The organism is Leucobacter coleopterorum, from assembly GCF_011382985.1.
GTDB classification, from domain to species: Bacteria; Actinomycetota; Actinomycetes; order Actinomycetales; family Microbacteriaceae; genus Leucobacter; species Leucobacter coleopterorum.
The window spans coordinates 1,300,458-1,322,762 of record NZ_CP049933.1 but is presented as its reverse complement, the minus strand read 5'-3'; the positions used below and the strand labels follow the sequence as shown (position 1 = coordinate 1,322,762).

The following is a 22,305-nucleotide window of genomic DNA, read 5'->3' as shown; positions in this document are numbered from 1 at the left end:
CGATTATTGCAGGCCGTCAGGTGCGCCAGCGGGCTCCGGTGAGCCGTCGAGGCCGCGCAGCTGCGACTGAATGTAGGAGCGCAGCGTCGAGCGGTACTCGCTCTCGAACTGACGAAGATCTTTGATCTTGAACTGCAGATCGCTGCGCTCGTTGCCGAGCAGACGAAGTTCTTCAGCGCGCTGCTTCTGCGCTTCTTCGATGAGTTGCTTTGCGGTGAGCTCGGCGTCTTCGACCATCTGGTCACGCTTTGCCTGCGCCTCACTGATGAGACTGTCACGAGTTGCTTCGCCTTCACGAACGTGCTTGTCGTGCAGTTCAAGTGCGAGCTGCAGCATTGCGCTCGACTTCACGGCATCAGGCTGAGCAGCGTGTGTTTCTTGCACCGCTGGCGCCTCAGCAGGAGCCGCAGGAGCAACCGGTGCCTCGACAACGATGGTCTGCTCGGAAACCGCCTCTTCGGAGGCGCCGGAGCGGGCCTCGCAAGCCGCAAGCTTCTGGGTGAGATCGTCGACCTGTGCCTGAAGCTCAGACTTCTCCAGCTCGTGCTGGCGCAGCAACTCGACGATTGAGTCAAGGAAATCGTCGACCTGGTCGAGATCGTAACCGTCGCGGAACTTAGTGATCGTAAATTTCTGATTTACGACATCTTCAGGAGTTAAGGCCATCGTTACGTCTCTTTCAATTCGGGTTCACTCACGTGATCAGTACAACGCTAGCAAAAAAAGCCTGATTCTCGCAGCGCGCACCATTTTCTACTACAAATAGCCAGGAATGACCGCTAACAAGATCCAGCAAGTCAGCATAGTAAGCAGCCAGCCAAGATCCAAGGAAACTTGCCCAAGACGGATCGGAGGGAGAAGGCGGCGGAACATTCGGATGGGAGGGTCCGTCAAGGTGTAGACAAACTCAACTGCGACAGCCATCGGGCCACGCGGCCGGAAATTGCGGCTGAGCACACGGATCCAGTCGATCACAAACCGCGCCCAGAGCACGATGACATAAATGCGCAGAGCGACACGAATGGTCGTCAGCACCCCAAAAAGCAAAATCTCCACGTTATGCAGTAGGTGTCACAAAGAACGAACCACTGTCGTTCGGTGCGGATTCGTCGCTGCCAACCTCGATATGCTCGGGGGTCAACAGAAAAACCTTGCTGGTAACCCGCTCGATGCGCCCGTTCAGACCCATCGTGAGACCACTTGCGAAGTCGATGAGCCGCTTTGCATCCGGTTCATTCATGCGCGACAGATTGATGATGACGGGAAGACCATCGCGGAAGCCCTCCGCGATCGACTTTGCATCGCGGTACTCTGCCGGGTGAACCGTCAAAATCTCGTTCATCACTGGAGCGCCAGCCTGCCTGGTGGGCGTGACCCTGCGCAGAGGAGTGACGGCAGCGCGCTGCGGAGCAGGGCGGCTGTTCTGGGGCTTCGCCGCCGGCGTCGCGACAGAACTCTGCTGCACCGACTGGGTCGGCTGCTGCGCCGTGGCGTTCTGGTCTTCGAGGTCTTCCTCGGCGAGCCCCAGGAACACCATGGTCTTCTTCAGCGCGTTACTCATTTTCTCTCCCAACGGTGCGGTGTTTTGAGACTACCGGTGCTCCGGCCGATTACCCGTGATTGCGCTGCCAATACGAAGGTGTGTCGCGCCCGCCGCAATGGCCTCGACGTAGTCATGGGTCATACCCGCAGATATCGCCGAGGCCGAAGGTTCAAGCGCTCTCACCCGATCCGAGTAACCGGCAAGACGCTCGAATGCGGCGGCGGCTGGCTCCTCCAACGGCGCCACAGACATCACGCCCCGCAACCGCAGCGAGGGCGTTTGTAACACTTTCTCAGCGAGAGTCTCGATCCCGTCGGGGGCAACTCCCCCACGACCAGGATCGTCAGTGAGATTGATTTGCACAAACGCATCAATCACTCGACCAGTTTCATTATCCGCGAGCGCATCGACGAGCCGTTCACGATCGATCGAGTGAATCGCGTGCGCGTACCTGGCGGCTTGCCGAGCCTTTTTGGTCTGCAACTGACCAATGAAGTGCCAGTTCAGATTAAGCTGGGCAAGCTCCTCAGCCTTTGCCTGGGCTTCTTGGTGACGATTCTCACCCACGTCACGGACTCCCAGCTCAGAGAGGGCAGCCACGAGACTCGCGGGGTGAAACTTCGTCACCACAATAAGCGTGACGTCGCCAGCATCCCGAGAGGCCCGCTTGCAGGCCTCGGAGATACCCGCCTGCACGAACTGCAGGCGAGCACCGAGTTCTGGATAAGACGACAGAGCTTCACTTGCCAATGATTTACCTCAGGAACTCGGGAATGTCGAGATCATCGTCATCGTCACCATCAAACGCGGGATCGGGCAGCTGTGCCTCAACGGGAGGGTTCGACAATACTTCTCCGAACTGCCCCGTGGCGGGACTGGAGAGTGATTCAGCACCACTGGCGCTCACAGCACCGACACCGGCTGCAATGCGTGCCGTATTTGCAGCCTCGTCGATCCCCTCGACGTGGCTCCCACGACGGCCGCGCTCGACAGGTGCAGTCTGTGCGACGGGCTCATCATCAAAACCGGCTGCAATCACTGTGACCCGCACCTCATCACCGAGCGTGTCGTCAATGACAGTACCGAAGATAATGTTGGCCTCAGGGTGCACAACGTCTTGCACGAGCGTCGACGCCTCGTAGATCTCACTGAGCGCAAGGTTCGAGGAACCCTGAATGGAGAGCAGCACGCCGTGCGCGCCCTCAACCGAGGCTTCAAGCAGCGGCGACGCAACGGCAAGCTCGGCCGCCTTAATGGCGCGATCAGCACCGCGCGCCGATCCGATACCCATGAGGGCAGCACCCGCGCCCTGCATAACCGACTTCACATCGGCGAAGTCGAGGTTGATGAGACCGGGGGTCGTGATGAGGTCGGTAATGCCCGAAACACCCGCGAGCAGCACCTGGTCTGCGGCAGCGAACGCCTCGATCATGCTGATACCCGGCTCGCTGATATCGAGCAAACGGTCGTTTGGTACAACGATGAGCGTGTCAACCGCCTCGCGTAACGTATGCACACCAGCATCGGCCTGGGCTGCACGGCGCTTACCTTCGAAACTAAAGGGACGGGTCACAACACCGATGGTGAGCGCACCAATCGACTTTGCGATCCGCGCCACGACCGGTGCCGCTCCGGTGCCAGTGCCACCGCCCTCACCCGCGGTCACAAAAATCATGTCTGACCCGGCAAGGGCCTCTTCGATCTCCTCAGCGTGATCCTCGGCTGCGCGACGGCCAACCTCAGGGTCGGCGCCTGCGCCGAGCCCACGGGTCAGCTCGCGCCCGATGTCGAGCTTGACATCCGCATCACTGAGCAGCAAAGCCTGTGCGTCGGTGTTCACGGCAATGAACTCAACTCCGCGCAGACCAAGCTCGATCATGCGGTTGACAGCGTTGACGCCACCGCCGCCAACACCGACGACCTTGATCACCGCGAGGTAGTTCTGGTTCGTTGACACGTGGTTCCTCCGCCCCTAACCTTCAACCTCTACCTGAAGTTAAAAGTTAGTATCGCCGTATACATTTCCTGGGCACCAAGGTATGTCCCAGGGACGCAAGACCCTCGGAGACACGCCGAAACTACTGGAAGACGGGAGCTTCAGTTGACGAAACATCGATGCGTGTGATCGCGCGATCCCCGAGGGCACCCAGCATCGAGGTGAGCACGACGGCTTTCTTCTTCGAGAGCTCGGCGTCGCCCACATCACTTCGACCCCGCTCGCGAGCTTGAGCGTTACGTCCTGTCCGCTTGATGCGGTGATCGACACAACCTGCGCACGCAGTTCGGCCGGCATGTCGCGCAGCACGCGAGCTGACGCAGCGAAGGCCTTCGACTTTTTGTCCGATGCTGGCCCACTCGCAAGTGGTACGCCCGCAGGCGGAGCCTCTGCGGTCCCGAGCATCACACCCGCCGCATCGTAGAGCTGAAAAGTGCCGCCCTTTTCGATTGAAAGCACCGGCACACGCTCCTCGATACGCACTTTGAGCGTGCTCGGAGGAATCACCTCCATGGAATAGCGCTCGATTCCAGGGAAGGGCTCAAGCGCATCTCGAATCGCGGAGTCTTGGACGAGGGCGAGCGGTACACCTTCAAACTCGGAAAGCGCCTTCTTTAGGTCTTCAACCTTGACGCTCGACGCACCCTCAATTTGCACCTGACGCACCGCCATGAGCGGCGTAAACACACCAACGGCGACAAAGAGCGCAAGGGCTATAACGGTGCCGAGCGCTATCAACCAGTTGCGGCGACGTCGGCGCGTATGCGCCGAGAACCTGCGACTCTCCCGCCGCCGCTGGGCTTTGGCCCGTCGAGCGGCTTCGCGTAGCTGGCGCTCGGCTTCGGCCACAGGATCAGGTTCGGCCCTGTACACGGGTTCCGAAGCGCGCACGGGCGCTGACTCAAGATCGCTCGAATGTTCAGCCTGAAATCTACTGAGCACACCGCGCAGCCGCCGCGAGTGGTCGGGCGCAGTATTTTCATCGGATTCCGACTCCGAAGCTGTCAGTTCTTCATCGGGCTCTTGCCGGTCCGGCATTCGGTCAAACCCGCCCGGTCGTTTCACTTCGCTGCAGACTCCACTGCGTCAAATCGATTCTGCAGCGCCGCCACGATCTGCGGAATGATCTGGTAGACCGTTCCACAGCTCATCGTGACCATTACGTCACCGGGTTTGGCAATGCCGGCAAGGTAATCTGCGGCGTTCTGCCAGTCGTCGAGGTAAGCCACCTTTGTGGAATCGCTAAAGTCACGCGACACAAGCTCACCCGTCACACCAGGAACCGGATCTTCGCGCGCCCCATCGACAGCAAGCACGACCGTGTGATCTGCGCCACGCTCAAGCGCTTCCGCAAACTCCCTATGAAATGTATGGGTTCGGCTGAAGAGGTGCGGCTGGTGCACTGCGATGAGGCGCCCCTCACCCACCACGGCGCGAGCCGATTCCAGAAGAGCCGCGACCTCGGTCGGATGGTGCGCATAATCGTCGTAGACTCGCACACCCGCAACATCTGCGTGAAACTCAAAACGGCGCTTCGTGCCACCAAACTCGGCAATCGCGGCGAGAGCTGCACCGGGTTCGTGCCCAAGCGCGGTCAGCACCGCGAGCACACCAACGGCGTTCACGGCGTTGTGTCTCCCATACACACCCAGTTGCGCTTCGAACCGAGCACCGTCAATCTCGACACCAAAGCGCACCGGACCCGAGTCATCAACATCGACCATTCGCACGTCGGCGTTTGCGGCTTCCCCGAAGGTGCGAATCGGTGTCGTTGTCCCCTCTGCACGGAGGGTAGCGAGAACTTCAAGCGCCCCCTTGTCGTCGGCGGAAATCACGATCTGCTCAGTAGCACCTCGAGCGAAGTCGACAAATGCCTGCATGAATGCTTCGCGGGAGCCGTAGAAGTCCAGATGCTCAGGATCGACGTTGGTGATGAGCGCCACTGCCGTGTCGTAGAGCAAAAAGGACTTGTCGGACTCGTCTGCCTCAATCGCAAACAGTTCGTCTGTCCCCGCGCCCGAGCTCACCCCGAGGGATTCGATGATCCCACCATTCACGAATGAGGGGTCGAGACCAAGCCCAAGCATTCCCGTGACCAGCATGCCGGTTGAGGTTGTTTTGCCGTGGGCACCGGCAACTGCCACCACTCGCTTACCACGCGACAACCAGGCAAGCGCCTGTGAGCGGTGGAGCACTGGCAAGCCCTTTGCAAGGGCCAGCTGGTACTCAGGGTTGTCTTGCCAGAGTGCGCCGGTGACCACAAGAGTGTCGGCGTCACCAACGTTCGCTGCATCGTGGCCGATTGCAACCGTAATCCCGAGCTCTTCAAGCGCCTTGGTCGAGTAGTTTGCACTGCGATCGGATCCCGTAACTCGGACCCCCGCTTGATGCATCATGCGTGCGATCCCGCTCATGCCTGAGCCGCCAATGCCAACAAAGTGGACGTTACCGAGATCGGCGGGAATCTTCAGGTCGAGATCAGGGTAAATCATCGGGGCTCCTTCTGGGGTCTGCCCGTCAAGAATAGCGCTATACGCCTTGGAAGCTGGCCAGCACGCCCAGCTTCGTAGTTCCGCTATTGTTTGGAAATCGCTAGCCCGCCAGCGCCTCGCGCACCAAACCTAGTAGCCGTTCGGTTCCGTCAAGGGATCCCGCGCTTCGCGCACGCTCTGACATCTCCACCAACCGATCCTCATTGCCCAGCAACGGGATGAGAGTTTCTCGCACCCAAGCAGGGGTCAGTTCAGCGTCTTCAACAAGCAAGGCACCCCGGCCGACACCACGCTCGCAGCGTTGAAGCGCTGCTCACCGTTGCCGTGACTATAGGGCACCAACACAGCAGGCACGCCGAGGCCAGCGAGTTCGCTCACCGTGGTGGACCCGGCACGCGATACGGCTAAGTCGCAAGCGGCAAATGCGAGGTCCATGCGGTCGCAGTAGGGAATCACGTTGTACCCGGGCACCCCCGGGTCTTGAAGCTCCGTGAGTCCTCCCCACACGTGCAACACCTGCACTCCTGCCGAGGTCAAGTCGGCTGCTGACGAGGAAATCCCTCGATTGATCGCACGCGCTCCCAGAGACCCCCGGTCACAAGCAGCGTGCGTCGTTCAGGATCAAGCCCGAAGTGTGTACGTGCACTCGGTCGCAGCTCAGCACGATCAAGCCCCGTGATCTCTGGCCGCAGAGGCATCCCCGTCACCCGAGCCCCTGAAATAGGGGTGCCAGGAAATGTCACGGCGACAAAGTCGGTGTTACGTGCGCCCAGTTTGTTTGCCATTCCGGGTTTGGCATTCGCCTCATGGATCACGTAAGGGATGTTTTCGGCTTTAGCTGCGCGGTAGGCGGGAGCGGCCGCATAGCCACCAAAGCCCACCATAACGTCAATCCCCCGAGAACGAATCATTTCGCGCACCTCACGTACGGCCCCAGCGAAACGCGTCGGAAACTTGATCGCCGCGAGATTTGGGCGCCTCGGAAAAGGGAGTCGAGCAATGTAGGCGAGCTCATATCCGCGCTCAGGCACAAGCCTGGCCTCGAGTCCCTCTCGGGTGCCGAGTACAACGATCTCGGCGTCAGGTTCTTGTGCACGAATCAGATCGGCGAGAGCAAGCAGCGGGTTCACGTGCCCCGCAGTGCCACCCCCCGCAAGCAGATAGCTGGTCATCGTTGCAGCTTACCCTCTGCGAGTTCGCGCTGGTACAGCGTGCCATCACGCGCGATCGAAATCACCACGCCCATCGCGATCAAACACGCAATAAGGGCTGTTCCTCCTGAGCTAATCAGAGGCAGCGGAACACCAAGCACCGGCAGAATACCGATCACCACACCAATGTTCACGAATGCCTGACCGACGATCCACACCAGCACACCTCCGACCACGGCCTTACCGAAACGGTCACGCGCACGCGAAATGACTCGCAACATAACGGCGGCAAGCACCACAAACAGGGCGATCACGAGGATCGCGCCGATGAGCCCCAGTTCCTCACCGATGATCGCAAAAATGTAGTCGTTGTCGGCAGCAGGCAGCCACATCCATTTGGCTTTTGACCCGCCGAGGCCTACCCCAAAGAGACCACCGCCCGCAAGCGCCCAGAGCCCGTGGAGCGGCTGCCAGCCGAGGCCGCTGTAGTCAGTGTTGCCATCAGCGTGGCCGAAGAGTCGCGCCATGCGGTTGGGACTCGTAACGAGAAAGAAGATAACCGCGAGCACTCCACCGAGCAAAATCACTCCGAGCGATTTCCAGCTCATGCCCCCGAAGTAGAGGGCACCAATAACTAGCGCGGCCATAATCATCACGGTGCCAAGGTCATCGCCGAGCAGCACCAGCCCCAGAGCCAGCAAGGCCCCCGGAAAGACCACCGGTATCAGCTCATGCTTCATTTGTCCGAGCAACGGCTCTTTCTTCAGCAGCACCGCACCGATCCATACCACAAGCGCAAGCTTTAGCATCTCCGACGGCTGCGCACTGAACGAGGTGCCAATCTGAATCCAGTTGCGGTTACCGTACACTTCGACACCAAGCGGCGTAAACACAAGCAGTTGTAAAAACAGTCCGACGCCAAACAACCACCACGCCCAGCGCTTCCAAAAGCTGACCGGCATCGCCGCGGCGAGCAGCATGAGTGGCAGCCCGATAAGGGCAAACTGCGCCTGCCGCCAAAACCCACCGAAGAAGCCCTGTTCGGCGACGTAAGAGCTAATGGACGAGGCCGATAGCACCATGATCAGACCGAACCCAACAAGCAGCAGCGTGATGGCATAGAGCGCAGCTACCGTGCGGTCGGTGCCAGACTTGAGTGAGGCCCCCAGACTAATGCGGGTCTGGGCACCAAATGCGGCGGGTTTATTCCCCGACGACACCCGCGGCTCCTCCGGTCAGCTCGCCCACCGCGCGCTGGAAACGGCGTCCGCGGTCCGTGTAGCCGCTGAACTGGTCAAGCGAGGCGGCGGCCGGCGAAAGGAGCACCGTATCACCGGACTGCGCGATCCTCGCCGCGGCCCCGACCGCCCGGGCCATAATCACGTCCGGGTCCTCATCGGAGATCTCAACGAACGGCAGTTCACCCAGGTGGCGAGTCAGAGCGGCCATCACCTCGGCGCGCTCGGAACCAATCACCACTGCACCGCGCAACCTCGAGGTGTGGGTGCTCACGAGCTCGTTGATGTCCACACCCTTGAGCTGACCCCCAAGAATCCAGACGACATCGCTCAGCGCGCGCAGCGACGCGTCAGCCGCATGAGCGTTTGTCGCCTTCGAATCATCGATCCAGCGAACCCCGTTGTATTCACCGAGCTGCTGCGCCCGGTGCGGCGAGGGCTGAAAGCTGAGGATCGCGCCAGCGATCTCGGTGGGTTCCACTCCGCGCGACCTCGCGAGCGCGCTCGCGGCAAGAATGTTCTGCACCATGTGTGGCGCCGCGGTGCCGCGCTCAAGCAGCTCTTCGACGGTTACCAGTTCGAAGGCCTCGTTGCGCCGCTCGGCGTGGAATCCACGATCAACCAGAATGCCCTCGACCACACCGAAGCCGCTCGGCGGCGGCGAGTCGAGACCGAAGCTAATCGCCCTGGCTCCCTCGACCACGTCGGCGTTTTCGACCATGTGCTCGGTCGCCGCGTCTGCGCGATTGTAGACGCACGCCACCTGCGTGTTCTCGTAGACTTTCGCCTTGGCCGCGCGGTAAGCGCCGGGGCTGCCATGCCAGTCGAGATGGTCGTCGGCAACATTGAGGCAGGCGCTCGCATAGGGCGAGATCTCACCCAGGCGCTCGAGCTGAAAGCTTGAGAGTTCAACAACCAGCGCGTCGTAGCCCTGAGGATCACGCAGCGCGTCGAGAATTGGAGTACCGATGTTGCCTGCCGGTGTCGCACGCAGTCCTCCCGCGACGAGCATGTGCGCGGTGAGTTCGGTCGTTGTGGTTTTGCCGTTGGTGCCGGTGATGCAGATCCAGTCGGCAATTCGCGTGGTCTTGTCGCGCAGCCGCCACCCGAGTTCGATGTCGCCCCAAACAACAATGCCGTTCTCGCCAGCCCACTCGGTCAGCGGGTGGTCGGGGCGGTACCCCGGAGACACGATGATGAGTTCGGGATCAAACACACGCAGATCGGTGAGCTGACCATCGTTGTTGTCATCGCAGTAGCGTTCCGAACCGATCACATCGAGCAGTCGTTCACGGTCGGGGTCTGGAGCCCCGTAGATCACGCGTACGCGCGATCCGAGTTCAACAAGCGTGTCCGCAACCGAAAACCCCGTCACCCCGAGCCCAAGCACGGCGACGCGCAGGCCAGTCCAATCGTGGTGCCAGCTCGACAGGCCTAGCACTCGATCCCGAACCGCGTTTGATGCTTCCGTCACTGCTGTAACAACCATTCTCCGTAGAAGGCTCCCACTCCGGCGATCACAAAGAGCGCCGCAATGATCCAGAACCTGACAACCACCGTCACCTCGGCCCATCCTTTGAGCTCGAAGTGGTGGTGGATTGGACTCATCAGGAAGATACGTTTACCGCGCGTCACTTTGAAGTAGGCGCGCTGCAGAATGACGGATCCGGATTCGATAATAAAGAGCCCACCAAGCAAGATGAGCAGTAGTTCGGTCTGAGTGAGGATCGCAAACGCCGCAATAGCACCGCCCAGTCCGAGGGATCCGGTGTCACCCATGTAGACGTGAGCGGGGCTCGTGTTCCACCAGAGAAAGCCCCCAAGGCCGCCGAGGAACGCGGCCGCAACGACGGCGAGATCCATCGGATCACGCACAAGATAGCAGCCTGCCTCATACGCCGTGCTGAAGCAGCTCTGCGAGGCTTGCCAGAAGCCGATGATCATATAGGCGCCAAACACCATGATAGAGGCGCCGCCCGCGAGACCGTCAAGACCGTCGGTCACGTTGACGGAGTTGGTGGTCGAAACGACGATCACAATCACCCAGAGCACAAACAGGCTAATACCGAGAATCGTGCCGAACGACATGAAGTCAAATGGCAGGTCACGGAAAATCGAGATGTGGGTGGAGCCGGGAGTAACGCCGAAATCGTTCGGCGAGCGGAGCGCGAGGAACGCAAACACGATAGCCACGAGCACCTGACCACCAATTTTCGCCCAGCCACCAAGGCCGAGGGACTGCTGCTTACGCGTCTTCATAAAGTCGTCGATAAACCCGACAGCGGCAGAGCCAACGGCCATCAGAATTACGAGCAGCGCGGAGGGACTCGGCTGCTCCCCCATCAGGAATTTGCCGAGGAAGTACGCAATGACCGCACCAGAGATAAAAATCAGGCCGCCCATGGTGGGAGTGCCGCGCTTCGCGAAGTGCGATTCGGGCCCGTCCTCACGGATGAACTGCCCCCACGATAGTTTGCGGAAGCCGCGCACAAAGAGTGGCGTCAGCAACAGCGAATAGAGCAGCGAAAAGCCGCCCGCAATCAACAGGGCGATCATGCGAAGGCCTCTCCGAGTCGGTCTCCGAGGAAGCGGAGTCCCGCGGAATTAGAAGATTTTACGAGCACGGTATCGTTTGGGCGAAGTGTGCTCATCAGGTACTCGAATGCGTCGTCTTGCCCCTCGAAGAAAACACTCTCGCCATCCCATGAACCCTCATTGATGGCGCTGATGTGCAGTTGCCTGGCTTCTTTGCCAACCACCACGAGTTCGTCAATGCGCAAGCGCACGGCCTGCAAACCGATGCGAATGTGTTCCTCGATCGAGTATTCACCGAGCTCACTCATCGCACCGAGCACGGCAACGGCACGACCATCAGGCTTGCGGATCTGCGCGAGTGTACGAATCCCCGCTGCCATCGAGTCGGGGCTCGCGTTGTAGGCGTCGTTCACGATAGTGACGCCGTCGCGGCCGCCCATAACTTCCATGCGCCAACGCGCGGCCTTTGTCGCGCTCTGTAGCGAGTCAACAATCTCGGCGAGGCTCAACCCCAGCTCGTGACCGACAGCCGCGGCGGCGAGGGCGTTCGTGACGTGGTGCTCACCGAGCACGTGAAAGTTCACCGGGGCTGACTCGCCGTCAACATGCAGCGTGAAGCGGGTGCCCGCGGCGTCAGAGTCGATGTCGCTCGCGCGCACGTCGGCCTCAGGGTGCAGGCCAAACCAACGCACGCGGGCAGAGGTCAACTCAGCCATGCGAGACACATGCGCGTCGTCTCGATTGAGCACTGCCACTGCCGAGTTCGGCAGATCCTGCACCATCTCGCTCTTGGTGCGGAATGTCGTTTCGATGCCGCCAAACTCGCCGGCGTGCGCGAGTCCGACGGTCAGCACCACACCGATGTGCGGCGGTGCCATCGCGGTGAGGCGCGCAATCTCACCCTCGGCGCTCGCACCCATCTCGGCAACGAGCGTGCGGGTGTCCGACTGCACACGAAGCATGGTGAGCGGCCCACCGACCTCGTTATTGAAGGACTTCTCTGAGGCAACGGAGGATCCGCGTCGCTCAGCCATCGCGGCGACCAAGTTCTTAGTGGTGGTCTTGCCATTCGAACCGGTGATCCCGACGATTGTCAGTTCGCCACCCGCGCGCACACGTCGCACAACTTCAGTGGCGAGCTGGCCAAGCGCGACCGTGGCGTCTTCAACCACGATCTGCGGGACTCGACCATCAACCTCGCGCTCAACCACCAGCAAAGCCGCGCCTGAATCAATCGCTTTCACGACAAAGAGGTGACCGTCGGTTTCTTCGCCGCGCCGGGCGAAGAAGATTTGCCCGGGTCGCACCTCACGCGAATCTGTCTGTGATTCGCCATTGATAACCGTGTCTTCAGAGACGGCCCCGGCAGATTCGCCGATCACCAGCCGCCCGTTCATGGCCGCCGCAATCTCGGCGAGCGTCAGATCAATCACGTGAGCAATCCTGCCTCGCGGAGCGCGCCGCGTACTTCATCACGCGCCGAGTAGGGAATCATCTGCCCGGCGACCTCTTGGTAGTCCTCGTGTCCGGGACCGGCATATAGAATAACGTCCCCCGGCCCGGCAAGCGAAATGGCGAGCCGCACCGCGCGCCGCGGATCCCCTTCTTCGATCACCGTCGCGTGGTTTGCGGATCGAGCACCCGCCAGCAGTTGCGCTCGGATTTGTTCGGGTGGTTCCGATCGTGGGTGGTAGTCGCAAATGATCACGGTGTCGGCAAGAGACCCCGCGATCCTGCCCATTTCTTCACGCTTGGTCGTGTCCCGATCACCATCGGCACCGAACATAAAAATGACCCGCGTGGGCGCAACCTCGCCAAGAGCCTCGAGCATGGCTTCAAAGGCACCGGGCGTGTGGCCGTAGTCAACATAGAAACGTGGCTTGTTGTCGCTCGAGTGATCAGTCATCTCTTCAAGCCGACCGGGAATGTATACCGGGATCAATCCCCCGTCGAGACCCGCCTCGACCTGAGCGATGGGGATCCCCGCCTCGTGCAACATAATGAGCGCGAGCGCCGCGTTCTCTGCCATGAACCGACCGAACACCGGAACTCGTCCGCGAAAGTGTTCCCCTGCAGGACCCTGCAACACAAACGAAACTCCGTCGAGCGTCTGCCGGGTGATTGCAAGGTGCCAGTCTGCCTCTTGCCCAAACTCGGTCGCGAGCCTGGTCACGGGAATCTGAGATTCACGCGCGATCCTCTGCCCGTATGGCGAATCAACAACCACCACACCGCGCTCCGCATGCTCGGGCGCGAACAGCGCCAGCTTTGCGGCGAAGTACGTCTCCATGTCACCGAAGTCATCAAGGTGGTCCTGTGAAAAATTGTTGAAGGCAACCACGTCGAAGTGGACACCGTCGATGCGGTGGCGCTCGACGGCGTGCGCCGATACTTCGAGCGCAACACCGTCCACCCCGGCCTCTCGCATGCGCGCGAGCAGACCGTGCAGTTCAGGCGCTTCCGGGCTCGTCAGGTTGCTCGTAATGACCTCGTCGCCGATGCGGCGCTCAGCGGTCGAGCTGAGGCCGGGGGTAAACCCCGCCGCGCTCAGCAGTTCGGCGAGCATGTAGACGACGCTGGTTTTGCCGTTTGTTCCGGTAATGCCAAAGGTCTTGGCGTCGAAGCGCTCGTCGGTTCCGTAGACGACAGCAGCGACTTCACCAGCGATATGGCGAGGGTGAAGCGACGTCACCACAATCGGCAGCGCGATCTCGGAGTTCGTAAGCGCGGCGACTGCAAGCTCAGCACCTTCCGCATCGGTTAAGACTGCGGCTGCTCCCAGTTCGGCAGCCTGCCTCGCAAACTCCGCGCCGTGGCGCAGCGCTCCAGGCACCCCCAGGTAGAGATCGCCGGGACGCACGTCACGCGAGTCGAGGGTCACCCCGGTCGTTGAAACGCCATCGATCCCACTGGAGCCACTGGCACCACCGTGCACTTCAAGCGAAAACCGCTCCGCCAGGGAGGCCAGGGGTACCGGCGTTGGCGCTTTGGGTCGAATACTGAGTGCGTCTCCGGAACTCACGTGCTTCTTGCCTCCTGGGCGGGTCTTCGGTCAATACTCTATTGGGTACGGGGTGAATTCTCCCGTGGACGGTGGAATATGGAAGGTACGGATCGTGGCCTCGGCCGCATCACGGAATGCGATTCGGGCCGCCATGCTTCCATCATTCACCGAGGCGGAGAACCCAATAGATGCTACCGCGACGTACTGCGGGTTGTCGGCAGGGAAGACTCCGGCAAACGAGTTAACGTAACCGTCAGTGCGGTATAGGCCGGTGTTCGGGTCCACCTCTTCCGCGGTGCCGGTCTTACCAGCGACGCGGTAACCCGGGATCACGAGATCGGCTTTGAACCAGCCCTGGGTTGCAACGGTCTCCATCATGCTCATCATCTGCTGGGCCGTCTCGGGCTTTACCACCTGAACCGGGTCACCGTGCTTTGGCACCACGGTTTTTCCATCGCGTGTTTTGCACGATTCAACAAGGGTCGGGGGCACGCGCTTGCCTCCATTTGCAAGCGTCTGATATACACCGGCGGTCTGCACAATAGTGGAGGAGAGCCCCTGCCCAAACATAGTGTTGTACGAGGTCTGGGCGTCCCACTTGTCGACGGGCCATAACTGGCCGGAGTCTTCAAGAGGCATGCCCGACTCGGTCGCGGTCCCGACCCCGAACTTGTGCAGGTAGTCGTAGCGAACCTGAGGGGTGAGCCTCGCGCCCAGCATCGAAGTGCCCACGTTGGAGGACGTGGTCAGGATGCCAGCCAGCGTCCACTGCTTCACCTCGTGGCTGAAGGCGTCTTCAAAGTACACATCGGGCTCGGGTCGCCAGTTTTCAGGCGTCGCGTTCTGGGTCTCGGGGTCGCCGCCCCCTGATCGATGAGCGCCGCCGCGGTGATCACTTTGAACGTAGACCCCGGCTCGTAGGGCGCCACGAAGGATCGCGCCTCGCGCTTCGCAGGGTCAGAGGCGTCAACGTCGTTGGGATCCACGGAGCCGTCCTCTGCAACCGCCACGAGCTCACCCGTCTTCACGTTCATGATGACCAGGTATCCGTACTCGGCGCTTACCTTCTGTACCTGCTCGTTGATGATCTGCTGGGCTTGCCACTGCAGATCACGGTCAAGAGTCAGCTTGACCGTGCCACCGTCGAGCGTTTTCTGAGTCACGACAACGCTGCCTGGCAGCGGTACACCGTCGGCGCTGCGCTCGTAGTTCTCGGTTCCGTCAATGCCCGTGAGACACTTGTCCTGTGACAGTTCGATACCGGCCTGCGGTTTGTCTTCGGCACCTGAAAACCCGATGATGTTGCCAGCAACGGCACCGTTCGGGTAGGTGCGAGTCATGTGGGTGCTAAACGTGAGCCACGGGATGTTGAGCGCCTTGAGCTTGTTCAGAACAGTAAGGTCAACGGAACGCTTCACGTAGGCGAAGTCTGATTTCTTGTTCTTCTTCAGAGCGTCGTCAACCGTTTTCTGAATCTCACTTGCTTTCTGTCCGGTGATGGCACCGATCTCTTCAAAGGCCTCTTTTGCGGTGACGTTGATCGTGCCGACGCCACCCTTCGGGTCTGGCCGGGTGAACACTCCCCCGTTCAGCTTCGTGTTCTTCGGAGAGAGCTGCACGTCGTAGCGGGCATCCGTGGTCGCCAGCACTACGCCGTTGCGATCGACAATGTCACCGCGCATGCTCGGAATCTCGACAGGCACGGCACGCTTATCTTTTGCCTCTTCATTCAAAGCCGCGGCTGACACCAACTGCACGTCAGCCAGTCTCACCAGAAAAGCCAACGAGGCACTCACCACGAGCACTAGGGCAATTGCGCGGCGAAACCGCGATTGGCGCAGTCTCAACATTCCGCTCCTCACTCTAAAACCGGACCTAGTGCGTGTCTGGCGCCGGAAGTTTCCCCTTCCACCGTACCGGCGCGTCAGTTGACTTGGCGGTAGTGGCAGCTGGGAGTCCGGTGTTGCGCGAGACGGACACGCCCTGAGCGTCGACTGTCGGCAGGGTGCTCAGAGTTGCGTTGGGTACGAGATTGCTGTTTGCCTCGGTGGTTTTCGAATCCATCGAGCCAAGAATCGCCCCTGTGCTGAGTTGCAGCGTTGCGGGCTGCACATTCTGCACCATGCCCTGCGCAGCAGCGTTTGCGGCAAGGTTTTGCGGTGAAGCGAGCTTATCGACATTCTGCGACAGTAGACGCTGCACACGACTGAGGTCGCGCTTCTCAATCTCGAGAGCTCGTACCTCATAGGCGCCCTGCGAAATAGCAATGCTGAGGCCAAGCTGCGCTGCGAGAATACCGAGCACGATGCCGACCGAAACAAGAGCACCAACCAGGGGACTCTTTCTGACGGGTTTGTGGGTCTCAGCGAGCCGCAGGGGTCGCTCGGTCGGCTCGGGCAGCGGTGCTACTGCTCCAAGCAGCCGGTCTCGGTCCAGTTCGAGTGGAACGGTAATGCTCATTCCACACCCCTTACTCGCTCAGCGGCGCGCAAGCGCACCGGGATTGCCCGTGGGTTTTGGGCACGTTCTTGTTCGTCGGCGAGTTCCGCTCCGCGTGTAAGCAGGCGAAACTCGGGACGATGTTCAGGAAGTTCGACGGGCAGCCCCGCTGGGGCCGTCGAACGGGACCGCTGCGCAAGCTCTCGCTTCACAAGGCGATCCTCAAGTGATTGGTAGGCCATGATGACGGCTCGACCGTTCAGCGCGAGCAAGTCAAGAGCCGCGGGGATCGCGCGCTCAAGCACCGAAAGTTCGCTGTTGACCTCGATCCGCAGCGCCTGAAAAACGCGCTTTGCTGGATGCCGCTGGTCACGCACCGCAGCGGGAGTTGCCTGCTGCAAAATGTCAACGAGCTGTCCACTTCGCTCGATCGGCGAGTCAGCACGAGCCGCGATAATGGCCCTCGCGTACCGTGCCGCGAGCGGTTCCTCGCCGTAGCGCTCAAAGATCGCGCGCAGTCGCCCTTCGGGGGCAACCGCGAGCACCTCGGCAGCGGTCTCACCCCTGCTCTGATCCATTCGCATGTCGAGTGGCGCGTCTTGCGCGTACGCAAATCCGCGCTCGGCCTCATCAAGTTGCAGCGATGAGACACCCAGGTCAAAGAGCACTCCGTCGATGCGGTCAGACCCGGCATCGAGCACGGCTTCTGCGACTTCGTCATAGACCGCGTGTACCAGGATGGCTCGCTCACCAAACCTCGCAAGCCTGTTCCCTGCCAGCCGCAGAGCTTCGGTGTCCCGATCCAACCCAATCAGTGTGAGACCAGGATTTCTCTCAAGGAGCGCTTCACTGTGGCCACCCATGCCGAGGGTTGCATCGACCACCACGGCTCCCTCTTGCGAAGCAACCGGAGCGAGGAGTTCAAGGCAGCGTTGCAGCAGTACCGGAGTGTGCAGTGCGCTTGCGTCTCGTTCATCGTGTTGAGTCATGGGTCTCCGGGCTAGAACATGCCCGGAATCACCTCCTCTTCGATGTCAGAGAATGCGGATTCCTGCGCCGTCAGGTAAGCCTGCCAGGCTTCGGCATCCCAGATCTCGGCTCGGGATCCGGCGCCGATAACAGCGAGTTCGCGGTCGAGCCCCGCGTATTCGCGAAGGCCTGCGGGAATGGTCACTCGAGACTGCTTATCCGGTGTTTCCGGGTGCGCACCCGACAGAAACACACGCAGGTAGTCACGCGCCTGCTTTGAAGTGACTGGTGCCTGTCGAATGCGTTCGTGCATCGACGCGAACTCTGCCTCGCTGAACACGTAGAGGCAACGTTCCTGCCCACGAGTGATCACAAGACCGTCAGAGAGCTCATCACGAAACTTTGCGGGAAGGATCAGCCGTCCTTTTTCGTCAAGGCGAGGCGTGAAGGTTCCCAAAAACATGGCACCTCTCCTCTCCCTGACGCGATCAACGACCCCAGACTACTCCACTTTCCTCCACTTAGATGATTTTTTACTCCACTTCACTAAAGGTATGCAGAAATTGCCCGCGATTGCGCCGATTCTTCTGGCACGCCAAACTCACCCTTGAGCACGTGACACCGCTTGAAATCAACAATTGGGAGCCGCAGATGCAAGCTTTCACGCAATTGTGGAGCAAAGTGGAGCAACTGACCACCCAAAAGAGGCACCCAAGCGAGACAGACACCGTGGGCAAGAAAAAAGGACCGTGGCTAATGCCACGGTCCCTAGAAACTGCTGCTTATGCGACTAGCGCTCGCCTTCCATGCGCTCATCCCAACGGCGCTCCATGCGCTCGCTAAAGGACTCCCGCTCTTCCTTCTTCTTCATTGGCGAGCCCTCCTCATCGGTCGCTTCGGCATCTGGGCCACGCGCGAACATGAGAAGCACTCCACCCAGCATGGTGGCAAAGCCGATAAGCCCAAGCCAGAGTTGCTGAGCAGCGACACCGCCAATCAGCACGCCGATACCGACGATGCAAACGATGGTGCCCAGCACGAGAGATCGGTAATTTGTACGAGTGCGACGCACGGAAGCGGTCTGCATAACGTCAGCTTCGCTGCGATAGAAACCGCGTTCCATTTCGTCCAGCAGCCGCTGTTCGTGCTCTGACAGAGCCATAACACCCTCCTGCGGTCGATGGATCCTGATGTCACAACAGTCTACGCTGCCCCACCACGGCTAGGCTAGTTGCGTGCACGAAACGACACGACTCGCAGGCCTTATTCAGGAGCGGATCTCCGATACCCTCGCTGGCCACCGACGCGACCTCAAACCCCTCGGCCACGATACCGAGCCACTTCTTGACGAAGCCCTCGGATTTCTTTCTGGCGGCAAGCGCTTCCGGGCCCAGTTCGCGACCCTCGGCTACCGCGCCGTGAAGCCCCTCGACCTCACGGGAGAAGTCACCTCCGAGTTTGGTGCCATTCTTGACGCGGCATGTGCCCTTGAACTTTTTCACGCTGCCGCGCTCATTCACGACGACCTCATCGATCGCTCCGACACCCGCCGCGGTCGACCCTCGACTCACCGCCTGTTTTCCGCGATGCACCAGCAGCACGGGTGGCGTGGAGCCTCAGAGCACTTTGGACTCGCCGGGCCATCTTGCTGGGTGATCTGTTGCAGTCTTGGGCTGATGAGTTTATGCAGAAAGCCTGCGATGCTGTGCCGGATCCATCTGCCGCCCGCGCAGCACGTGCTCACTTCAATCGCATGCGCAGTGAAGTTGCACTTGGGCAGTACCTTGACGTGTTAGAAGAACAGCAGCCTCTGTTCGCAGAACACGCGGAACAGCTGGAGCGCTCAACCAGGGTACTCGTCTACAAGTCAGCAAAGTACAGCGTCGAGGCGCCTCTACTCATTGGCTCGGCATTGGCAGGCGCAAACGAGGCACAGGAAACCGCCCTCAGTAACTTTGGCCTCCCTGTGGGGGTTGCTTTTCAATTGCGCGATGATCTGCTTGGGGTTTTCGGAGACGAGGAAGTCACGGGCAAACCGAGCGGTGACGACCTCGCAGAAGGCAAACGCACGGTTCTGGTGACGCTCGCCCGCGAGCATCTGCCGACTACACACCGGCGCATTTTTGATGATCTGCTGGGAACCGAACTCGATGCCAATCAGATCTCGATTTTGCAGCGCTCGATTCGGGAGAGCGGAGCCGTCGATCAGGTCGAGGGCATGATCTCACGAAACATCTCCCGTTCAACGGCAGCGGTAAGCGGAGCGCCGCTTCGCTCAGACGCGGTCGCCTCGCTCACGCAGCTTGCGGAGCGGGCGGCGCGACGCAGCGCATAGCTCTGAGCTAGAACGCGAGTGACTGTGTTGCGCGGCGCACTGCGCTCTTTCGCCCAGCCAAGAGCGAATCAATAGGTCGCTCACCGAGCTCTTCGTTGTGCTCAAAGACCCAGGCAACAGCTTCTTCGTTGGAGTATCCGGCGTCGAAGAGCGCGAGCAACGTTCCACGAAGGGGTGGCAACGGTTCGTTACCCTGCACAAACTCAGCGGGAACCTTCAGCACCCCGTCGACACGGACCGCGGCGAGGTATGAATCCTCAATAAGCCGGTGGATCTTTCCGGGGCGAGGTCTAGCCGCTCAACCAGATCGGGGATTGTCAGATAAACAGTTTCGGACGTAGATTTCTCGGACACACCTTAACTTTGCCAGTGACCTCGCGCGAGCGCAATCTTCGACCGCACGGCGCGCGCACGGCTTCACACAGCAGTTGTTCCGTAAACTCTCCTTGTGTCCTCCGTGCCTTCCGACCCGCTCATCGGGCAGACGCTTGACGAGCGATACGTGATTCGCTCACGCATCGCTCGCGGCGGTATGGCCATGGTCTACCTCGCAAACGATCTTCGACTCGAACGCCGCGTCGCCGTCAAGGTGATGCACGAACATCTCGCCGAAGACGACAACTTCACGAGACGCTTTGAGCAAGAAGCCCGCAGCGCGGCTCGCCTCTCTCATCCCAACTTGGTAAACGTGTTTGATCAGGGTCAAGATCTCGGGCGCACCTACCTGGTAATGGAGTACCTTCCAAGCATTACACTGCGCGACCTCCTCAAGCAGCAAAAGCACTTGACCATCGAGCAGACGCTTGAGGTCGGTGAGGCTGTGTTGGCAGGTCTCTCCGCAGCTCATCAGTCAGGCATCGTGCACCGCGATCTGAAACCCGAAAACGTGATGCTCGCCGACGACGGCCGCATCAAACTTGGTGATTTTGGTCTTGCCCGCGCCGTGTCAGCCAACACCACAACCGGACAAGCGCTGCTGGGAACGATCGCGTATCTCTCGCCCGAACTCGTGACTCGCGGCGTTGCCGACGCACGCAGCGACCTGTACGCCTTCGGTGTGATGCTGTATGAGATGCTTACCGGCGCGCAACCGTTCACCGGCGAACAGCCGATGCAGATCGCGTACCAGCACGCACACTCAGAGGTTCCGGTGCCCTCGCTCAAAAATGTCGAGACACCTCCCGAACTCGATGAGCTTGTGCGCTGGACCACCCAGCGAGAGCCAGACCAGCGCCCACGTGATGCCGGCGAGGCTCTGGAATACATCTCCGCGCTTCGCCACGGCGCGCCAGTGCAGGCTACGCGAGTTCTCCCGCCACTCGGGCTACAACGGCCCTCACCCCGTCAACGACGGTGCTTGATGAAGCCCAACAAGATCTGCTGGCTTCAGGGCACGATCCCGCAACAGGCCTTGACGACAGTGCAAGCGAGCAGTCCTCGACTCTCACGTCTGCTGCGAACGCCGCACACCGTCGCAGTGTTCGCGGGCGCATCATCGCGCTCGGTGTGGTTGCGCTTATCGTGGCCGCGGGCGGGATCGGCTGGTGGTTTGGGCAAGGTCCTGGCTCGATGGCGGAGGTTCCCGATCTCGTCGGGTCGAATCTGAGCACAGCTCGAACCGCGCTTATTGATCGTTCACTTGAAGTAACCGAAGCTGAGTGTTCAAGCTTGAAGGTCCCAGCAGGCAAGGTCGCGGCCACAACACCAAAGGCCGGAACTCGGCTCGAACGCGGCAGCTCTGTTGAAGTCTGCAAATCTACCGGCCCTGAGATGAAAGCTGTTCCGACCATTGTCGGTCTGTCAATTAAGCCGGCAAAAACGGCCATAAAAAACGCCGGTTTCACTTTTGGCAAGGTCATCGAAAAACGTTTCTCTGACGAACCCGCCGATTCGGTGTTGGCTGCCCTTGGCGACAACGGTGAAGCTCTCGGCGATACTTACCCCGAGCAGGCTCGCATTGATCTCATTGTCTCGGCGGGTAGCGTGCCCGACGTAGCGGGCAAATCGGTTAAAAACGCTACCGAAATCTTGTCGAAGAGTGAGCTCAGCGTTAACTCTGAGCTCAATACCAAGGCGTTTAACAGCGACGTAGCCGCCGGCAGCGTTATTTCACTCAACACAAACACCGATCCACTCCGTACAGGCGATTCTGTAGGACTTCAGATTTCTGTCGGCAGCGTTCCCGACGTCGCGGGCATGAAGGTGAAGCAGGCCACCGATGCACTCGCTAAGAGTGAGCTCAGCGTCGACCCCACGCTTGGCAGCGAAGCACACAGTGACGACGTACCAAAGGGCCAAGTCATCTCACTTGTGCTGAATACCGACCCCGTGCGTCCCGGCGATGCGGTGGGGCTGCAGGTCTCTCTTGGGCCCGAACTCTTTGAAGTTCCCGATGTCTCGGGAATGGGCCTGCAAGAGGCGATGGATGCACTCTCAAACGCTGGGTTTGCCCCCACAACGCTCGTACCTGATGCGCTCCGCGGTTTCGCTACGGCAACCGAAACGAACCCTGCCGCGGGTCAGAAGGTGCCCGCGGGCACCGAGATCAGCGTAAAGAGCACCCTCAAGCTGTAGGGCAGGGGTGCTCTTGTAAGGCGGGATCA

21 protein-coding genes and 2 pseudogenes are annotated in these 22,305 nt (G+C 60.3%); 4 read left to right on the top strand and 19 right to left on the bottom strand.

Annotated elements, in window-relative coordinates; genetic code table 11:
• Window positions 1-3: 3 nt before the first annotated feature.
• The 18 genes and pseudogenes from G7066_RS06125 to G7066_RS06040 all read right to left on the bottom strand — a co-directional run bounded on the left by G7066_RS06125 (window position 4) and on the right by G7066_RS06040 (window position 18,529).
• The gene (locus tag G7066_RS06125; RefSeq protein WP_166329819.1) at window positions 4-666 is read right to left on the bottom strand and encodes a DivIVA domain-containing protein; all 663 of its coding nucleotides are present in this window, start codon (window positions 664-666) and stop codon (window positions 4-6) included.
• Between the two features lie 90 nt (window positions 667-756).
• On the bottom strand, window positions 757-1,056 hold the full coding sequence (locus tag G7066_RS06120) for a YggT family protein (RefSeq protein WP_166329817.1): 300 nt from the start codon (window positions 1,054-1,056) through the stop codon (window positions 757-759).
• Window position 1,057: 1 nt separating this feature from the next.
• Complete coding sequence (locus G7066_RS06115; protein ID WP_166329815.1) at window positions 1,058-1,561, bottom strand: cell division protein SepF; 504 nt, start codon at window positions 1,559-1,561, stop codon at window positions 1,058-1,060.
• A gap of 30 nt (window positions 1,562-1,591) precedes the next feature.
• On the bottom strand, window positions 1,592-2,293 hold the full coding sequence (locus G7066_RS06110; RefSeq protein ID WP_166329813.1) for a YggS family pyridoxal phosphate-dependent enzyme: 702 nt from the start codon (window positions 2,291-2,293) through the stop codon (window positions 1,592-1,594).
• Between the two features lie 4 nt (window positions 2,294-2,297).
• Window positions 2,298-3,500 (bottom strand): cell division protein FtsZ, encoded by a 1,203-nt coding sequence (gene ftsZ, locus G7066_RS06105; RefSeq protein WP_166329811.1) that lies wholly within the window; start codon window positions 3,498-3,500, stop codon window positions 2,298-2,300.
• A gap of 39 nt (window positions 3,501-3,539) precedes the next feature.
• Window positions 3,540-4,604: a cell division protein FtsQ/DivIB gene (locus tag G7066_RS06100; RefSeq protein ID WP_166329809.1), complete on the bottom strand. Its 1,065-nt coding sequence runs from the start codon at window positions 4,602-4,604 to the stop codon at window positions 3,540-3,542.
• Window positions 4,601-6,031: a UDP-N-acetylmuramate--L-alanine ligase gene (gene murC / locus G7066_RS06095; RefSeq protein WP_166329807.1), complete on the bottom strand. Its 1,431-nt coding sequence runs from the start codon at window positions 6,029-6,031 to the stop codon at window positions 4,601-4,603. The genes G7066_RS06100 and murC overlap by 4 nt, the downstream gene beginning before the upstream one ends.
• Window positions 6,032-6,131: 100 nt before the next feature.
• Window positions 6,132-7,203, bottom strand: a pseudogene (locus tag G7066_RS06090) (UDP-N-acetylglucosamine--N-acetylmuramyl-(pentapeptide) pyrophosphoryl-undecaprenol N-acetylglucosamine transferase).
• Window positions 7,200-8,402, bottom strand: coding sequence for an FtsW/RodA/SpoVE family cell cycle protein (locus G7066_RS06085; RefSeq protein WP_166329805.1), 1,203 nt, complete (start codon window positions 8,400-8,402; stop codon window positions 7,200-7,202). The pseudogene G7066_RS06090 and the gene G7066_RS06085 overlap by 4 nt, the downstream one beginning before the upstream one ends.
• Window positions 8,386-9,909, bottom strand: coding sequence for a UDP-N-acetylmuramoyl-L-alanine--D-glutamate ligase (murD, locus tag G7066_RS06080; protein WP_166329803.1), 1,524 nt, complete (start codon window positions 9,907-9,909; stop codon window positions 8,386-8,388). The genes G7066_RS06085 and murD overlap by 17 nt, the downstream gene beginning before the upstream one ends.
• A complete protein-coding gene (gene mraY, locus G7066_RS06075) occupies window positions 9,891-10,976 on the bottom strand; it encodes a phospho-N-acetylmuramoyl-pentapeptide-transferase (protein ID WP_166329801.1) in 1,086 nt (361 codons plus the stop codon). The genes murD and mraY overlap by 19 nt, the downstream gene beginning before the upstream one ends.
• Window positions 10,973-12,388 carry a UDP-N-acetylmuramoyl-tripeptide--D-alanyl-D-alanine ligase gene (locus G7066_RS06070; protein ID WP_166329799.1) on the bottom strand — a complete coding sequence of 472 codons (1,416 nt, stop codon included), beginning with the start codon at window positions 12,386-12,388 and terminating at the stop codon, window positions 10,973-10,975. Before G7066_RS06070 ends, mraY begins: the two co-directional genes overlap by 4 nt.
• Window positions 12,385-13,977 (bottom strand): Mur ligase family protein, encoded by a 1,593-nt coding sequence (locus tag G7066_RS06065; protein WP_166329797.1) that lies wholly within the window; start codon window positions 13,975-13,977, stop codon window positions 12,385-12,387. The genes G7066_RS06070 and G7066_RS06065 overlap by 4 nt, the downstream gene beginning before the upstream one ends.
• A 30-nt stretch (window positions 13,978-14,007) precedes the next feature.
• A pseudogene (locus G7066_RS06060) lies at window positions 14,008-15,641 on the bottom strand (peptidoglycan D,D-transpeptidase FtsI family protein).
• A 193-nt stretch (window positions 15,642-15,834) separates the two neighbouring features.
• A complete protein-coding gene (gene ftsL, locus G7066_RS06055) occupies window positions 15,835-16,419 on the bottom strand; it encodes a cell division protein FtsL (RefSeq protein WP_166329795.1) in 585 nt (194 codons plus the stop codon).
• The gene (gene rsmH, locus G7066_RS06050) at window positions 16,416-17,387 is read right to left on the bottom strand and encodes a 16S rRNA (cytosine(1402)-N(4))-methyltransferase RsmH (protein ID WP_166329793.1); all 972 of its coding nucleotides are present in this window, start codon (window positions 17,385-17,387) and stop codon (window positions 16,416-16,418) included. Before rsmH ends, ftsL begins: the two co-directional genes overlap by 4 nt.
• Before the next feature lie 11 nt (window positions 17,388-17,398).
• Window positions 17,399-17,830, bottom strand: a complete 432-nt coding sequence (gene mraZ, locus G7066_RS06045; protein ID WP_166329791.1) for a division/cell wall cluster transcriptional repressor MraZ — start codon at window positions 17,828-17,830, stop codon at window positions 17,399-17,401.
• A gap of 327 nt (window positions 17,831-18,157) precedes the next feature.
• Window positions 18,158-18,529 (bottom strand): DUF3040 domain-containing protein, encoded by a 372-nt coding sequence (locus G7066_RS06040; RefSeq protein ID WP_166329789.1) that lies wholly within the window; start codon window positions 18,527-18,529, stop codon window positions 18,158-18,160.
• A gap of 73 nt (window positions 18,530-18,602) precedes the next feature.
• On the opposite strand from G7066_RS06040, the gene G7066_RS17820 reads away from it, so the two are divergent.
• Both G7066_RS17820 and G7066_RS06035 read left to right on the top strand, forming a co-directional pair.
• Entirely contained in the window at window positions 18,603-19,163 is a 561-nt protein-coding gene (locus G7066_RS17820; RefSeq protein WP_425280758.1) for a polyprenyl synthetase family protein, read from the top strand.
• On the top strand, window positions 19,052-19,702 hold the full coding sequence (locus G7066_RS06035; RefSeq protein WP_425280757.1) for a polyprenyl synthetase family protein: 651 nt from the start codon (window positions 19,052-19,054) through the stop codon (window positions 19,700-19,702). The genes G7066_RS17820 and G7066_RS06035 overlap by 112 nt, the downstream gene beginning before the upstream one ends.
• Before the next feature lie 7 nt (window positions 19,703-19,709).
• Here G7066_RS06035 and G7066_RS15885 read toward each other — a convergent pair whose 3' ends face one another.
• The gene (locus tag G7066_RS15885) at window positions 19,710-19,925 is read right to left on the bottom strand and encodes an Rv2175c family DNA-binding protein (protein ID WP_244303326.1); all 216 of its coding nucleotides are present in this window, start codon (window positions 19,923-19,925) and stop codon (window positions 19,710-19,712) included.
• Window positions 19,926-20,150: 225 nt separating this feature from the next.
• On the opposite strand from G7066_RS15885, the gene G7066_RS06025 reads away from it, so the two are divergent.
• Together G7066_RS06025 and G7066_RS06020 are read left to right on the top strand one after the other, a co-directional pair.
• Window positions 20,151-21,308, top strand: coding sequence for a protein kinase domain-containing protein (locus G7066_RS06025; protein ID WP_244303325.1), 1,158 nt, complete (start codon window positions 20,151-20,153; stop codon window positions 21,306-21,308).
• The gene (locus G7066_RS06020) at window positions 21,272-22,276 is read left to right on the top strand and encodes a PASTA domain-containing protein (protein ID WP_166329787.1); all 1,005 of its coding nucleotides are present in this window, start codon (window positions 21,272-21,274) and stop codon (window positions 22,274-22,276) included. Before G7066_RS06025 ends, G7066_RS06020 begins: the two co-directional genes overlap by 37 nt.
• Window positions 22,277-22,305 lie beyond the last annotated feature (29 nt).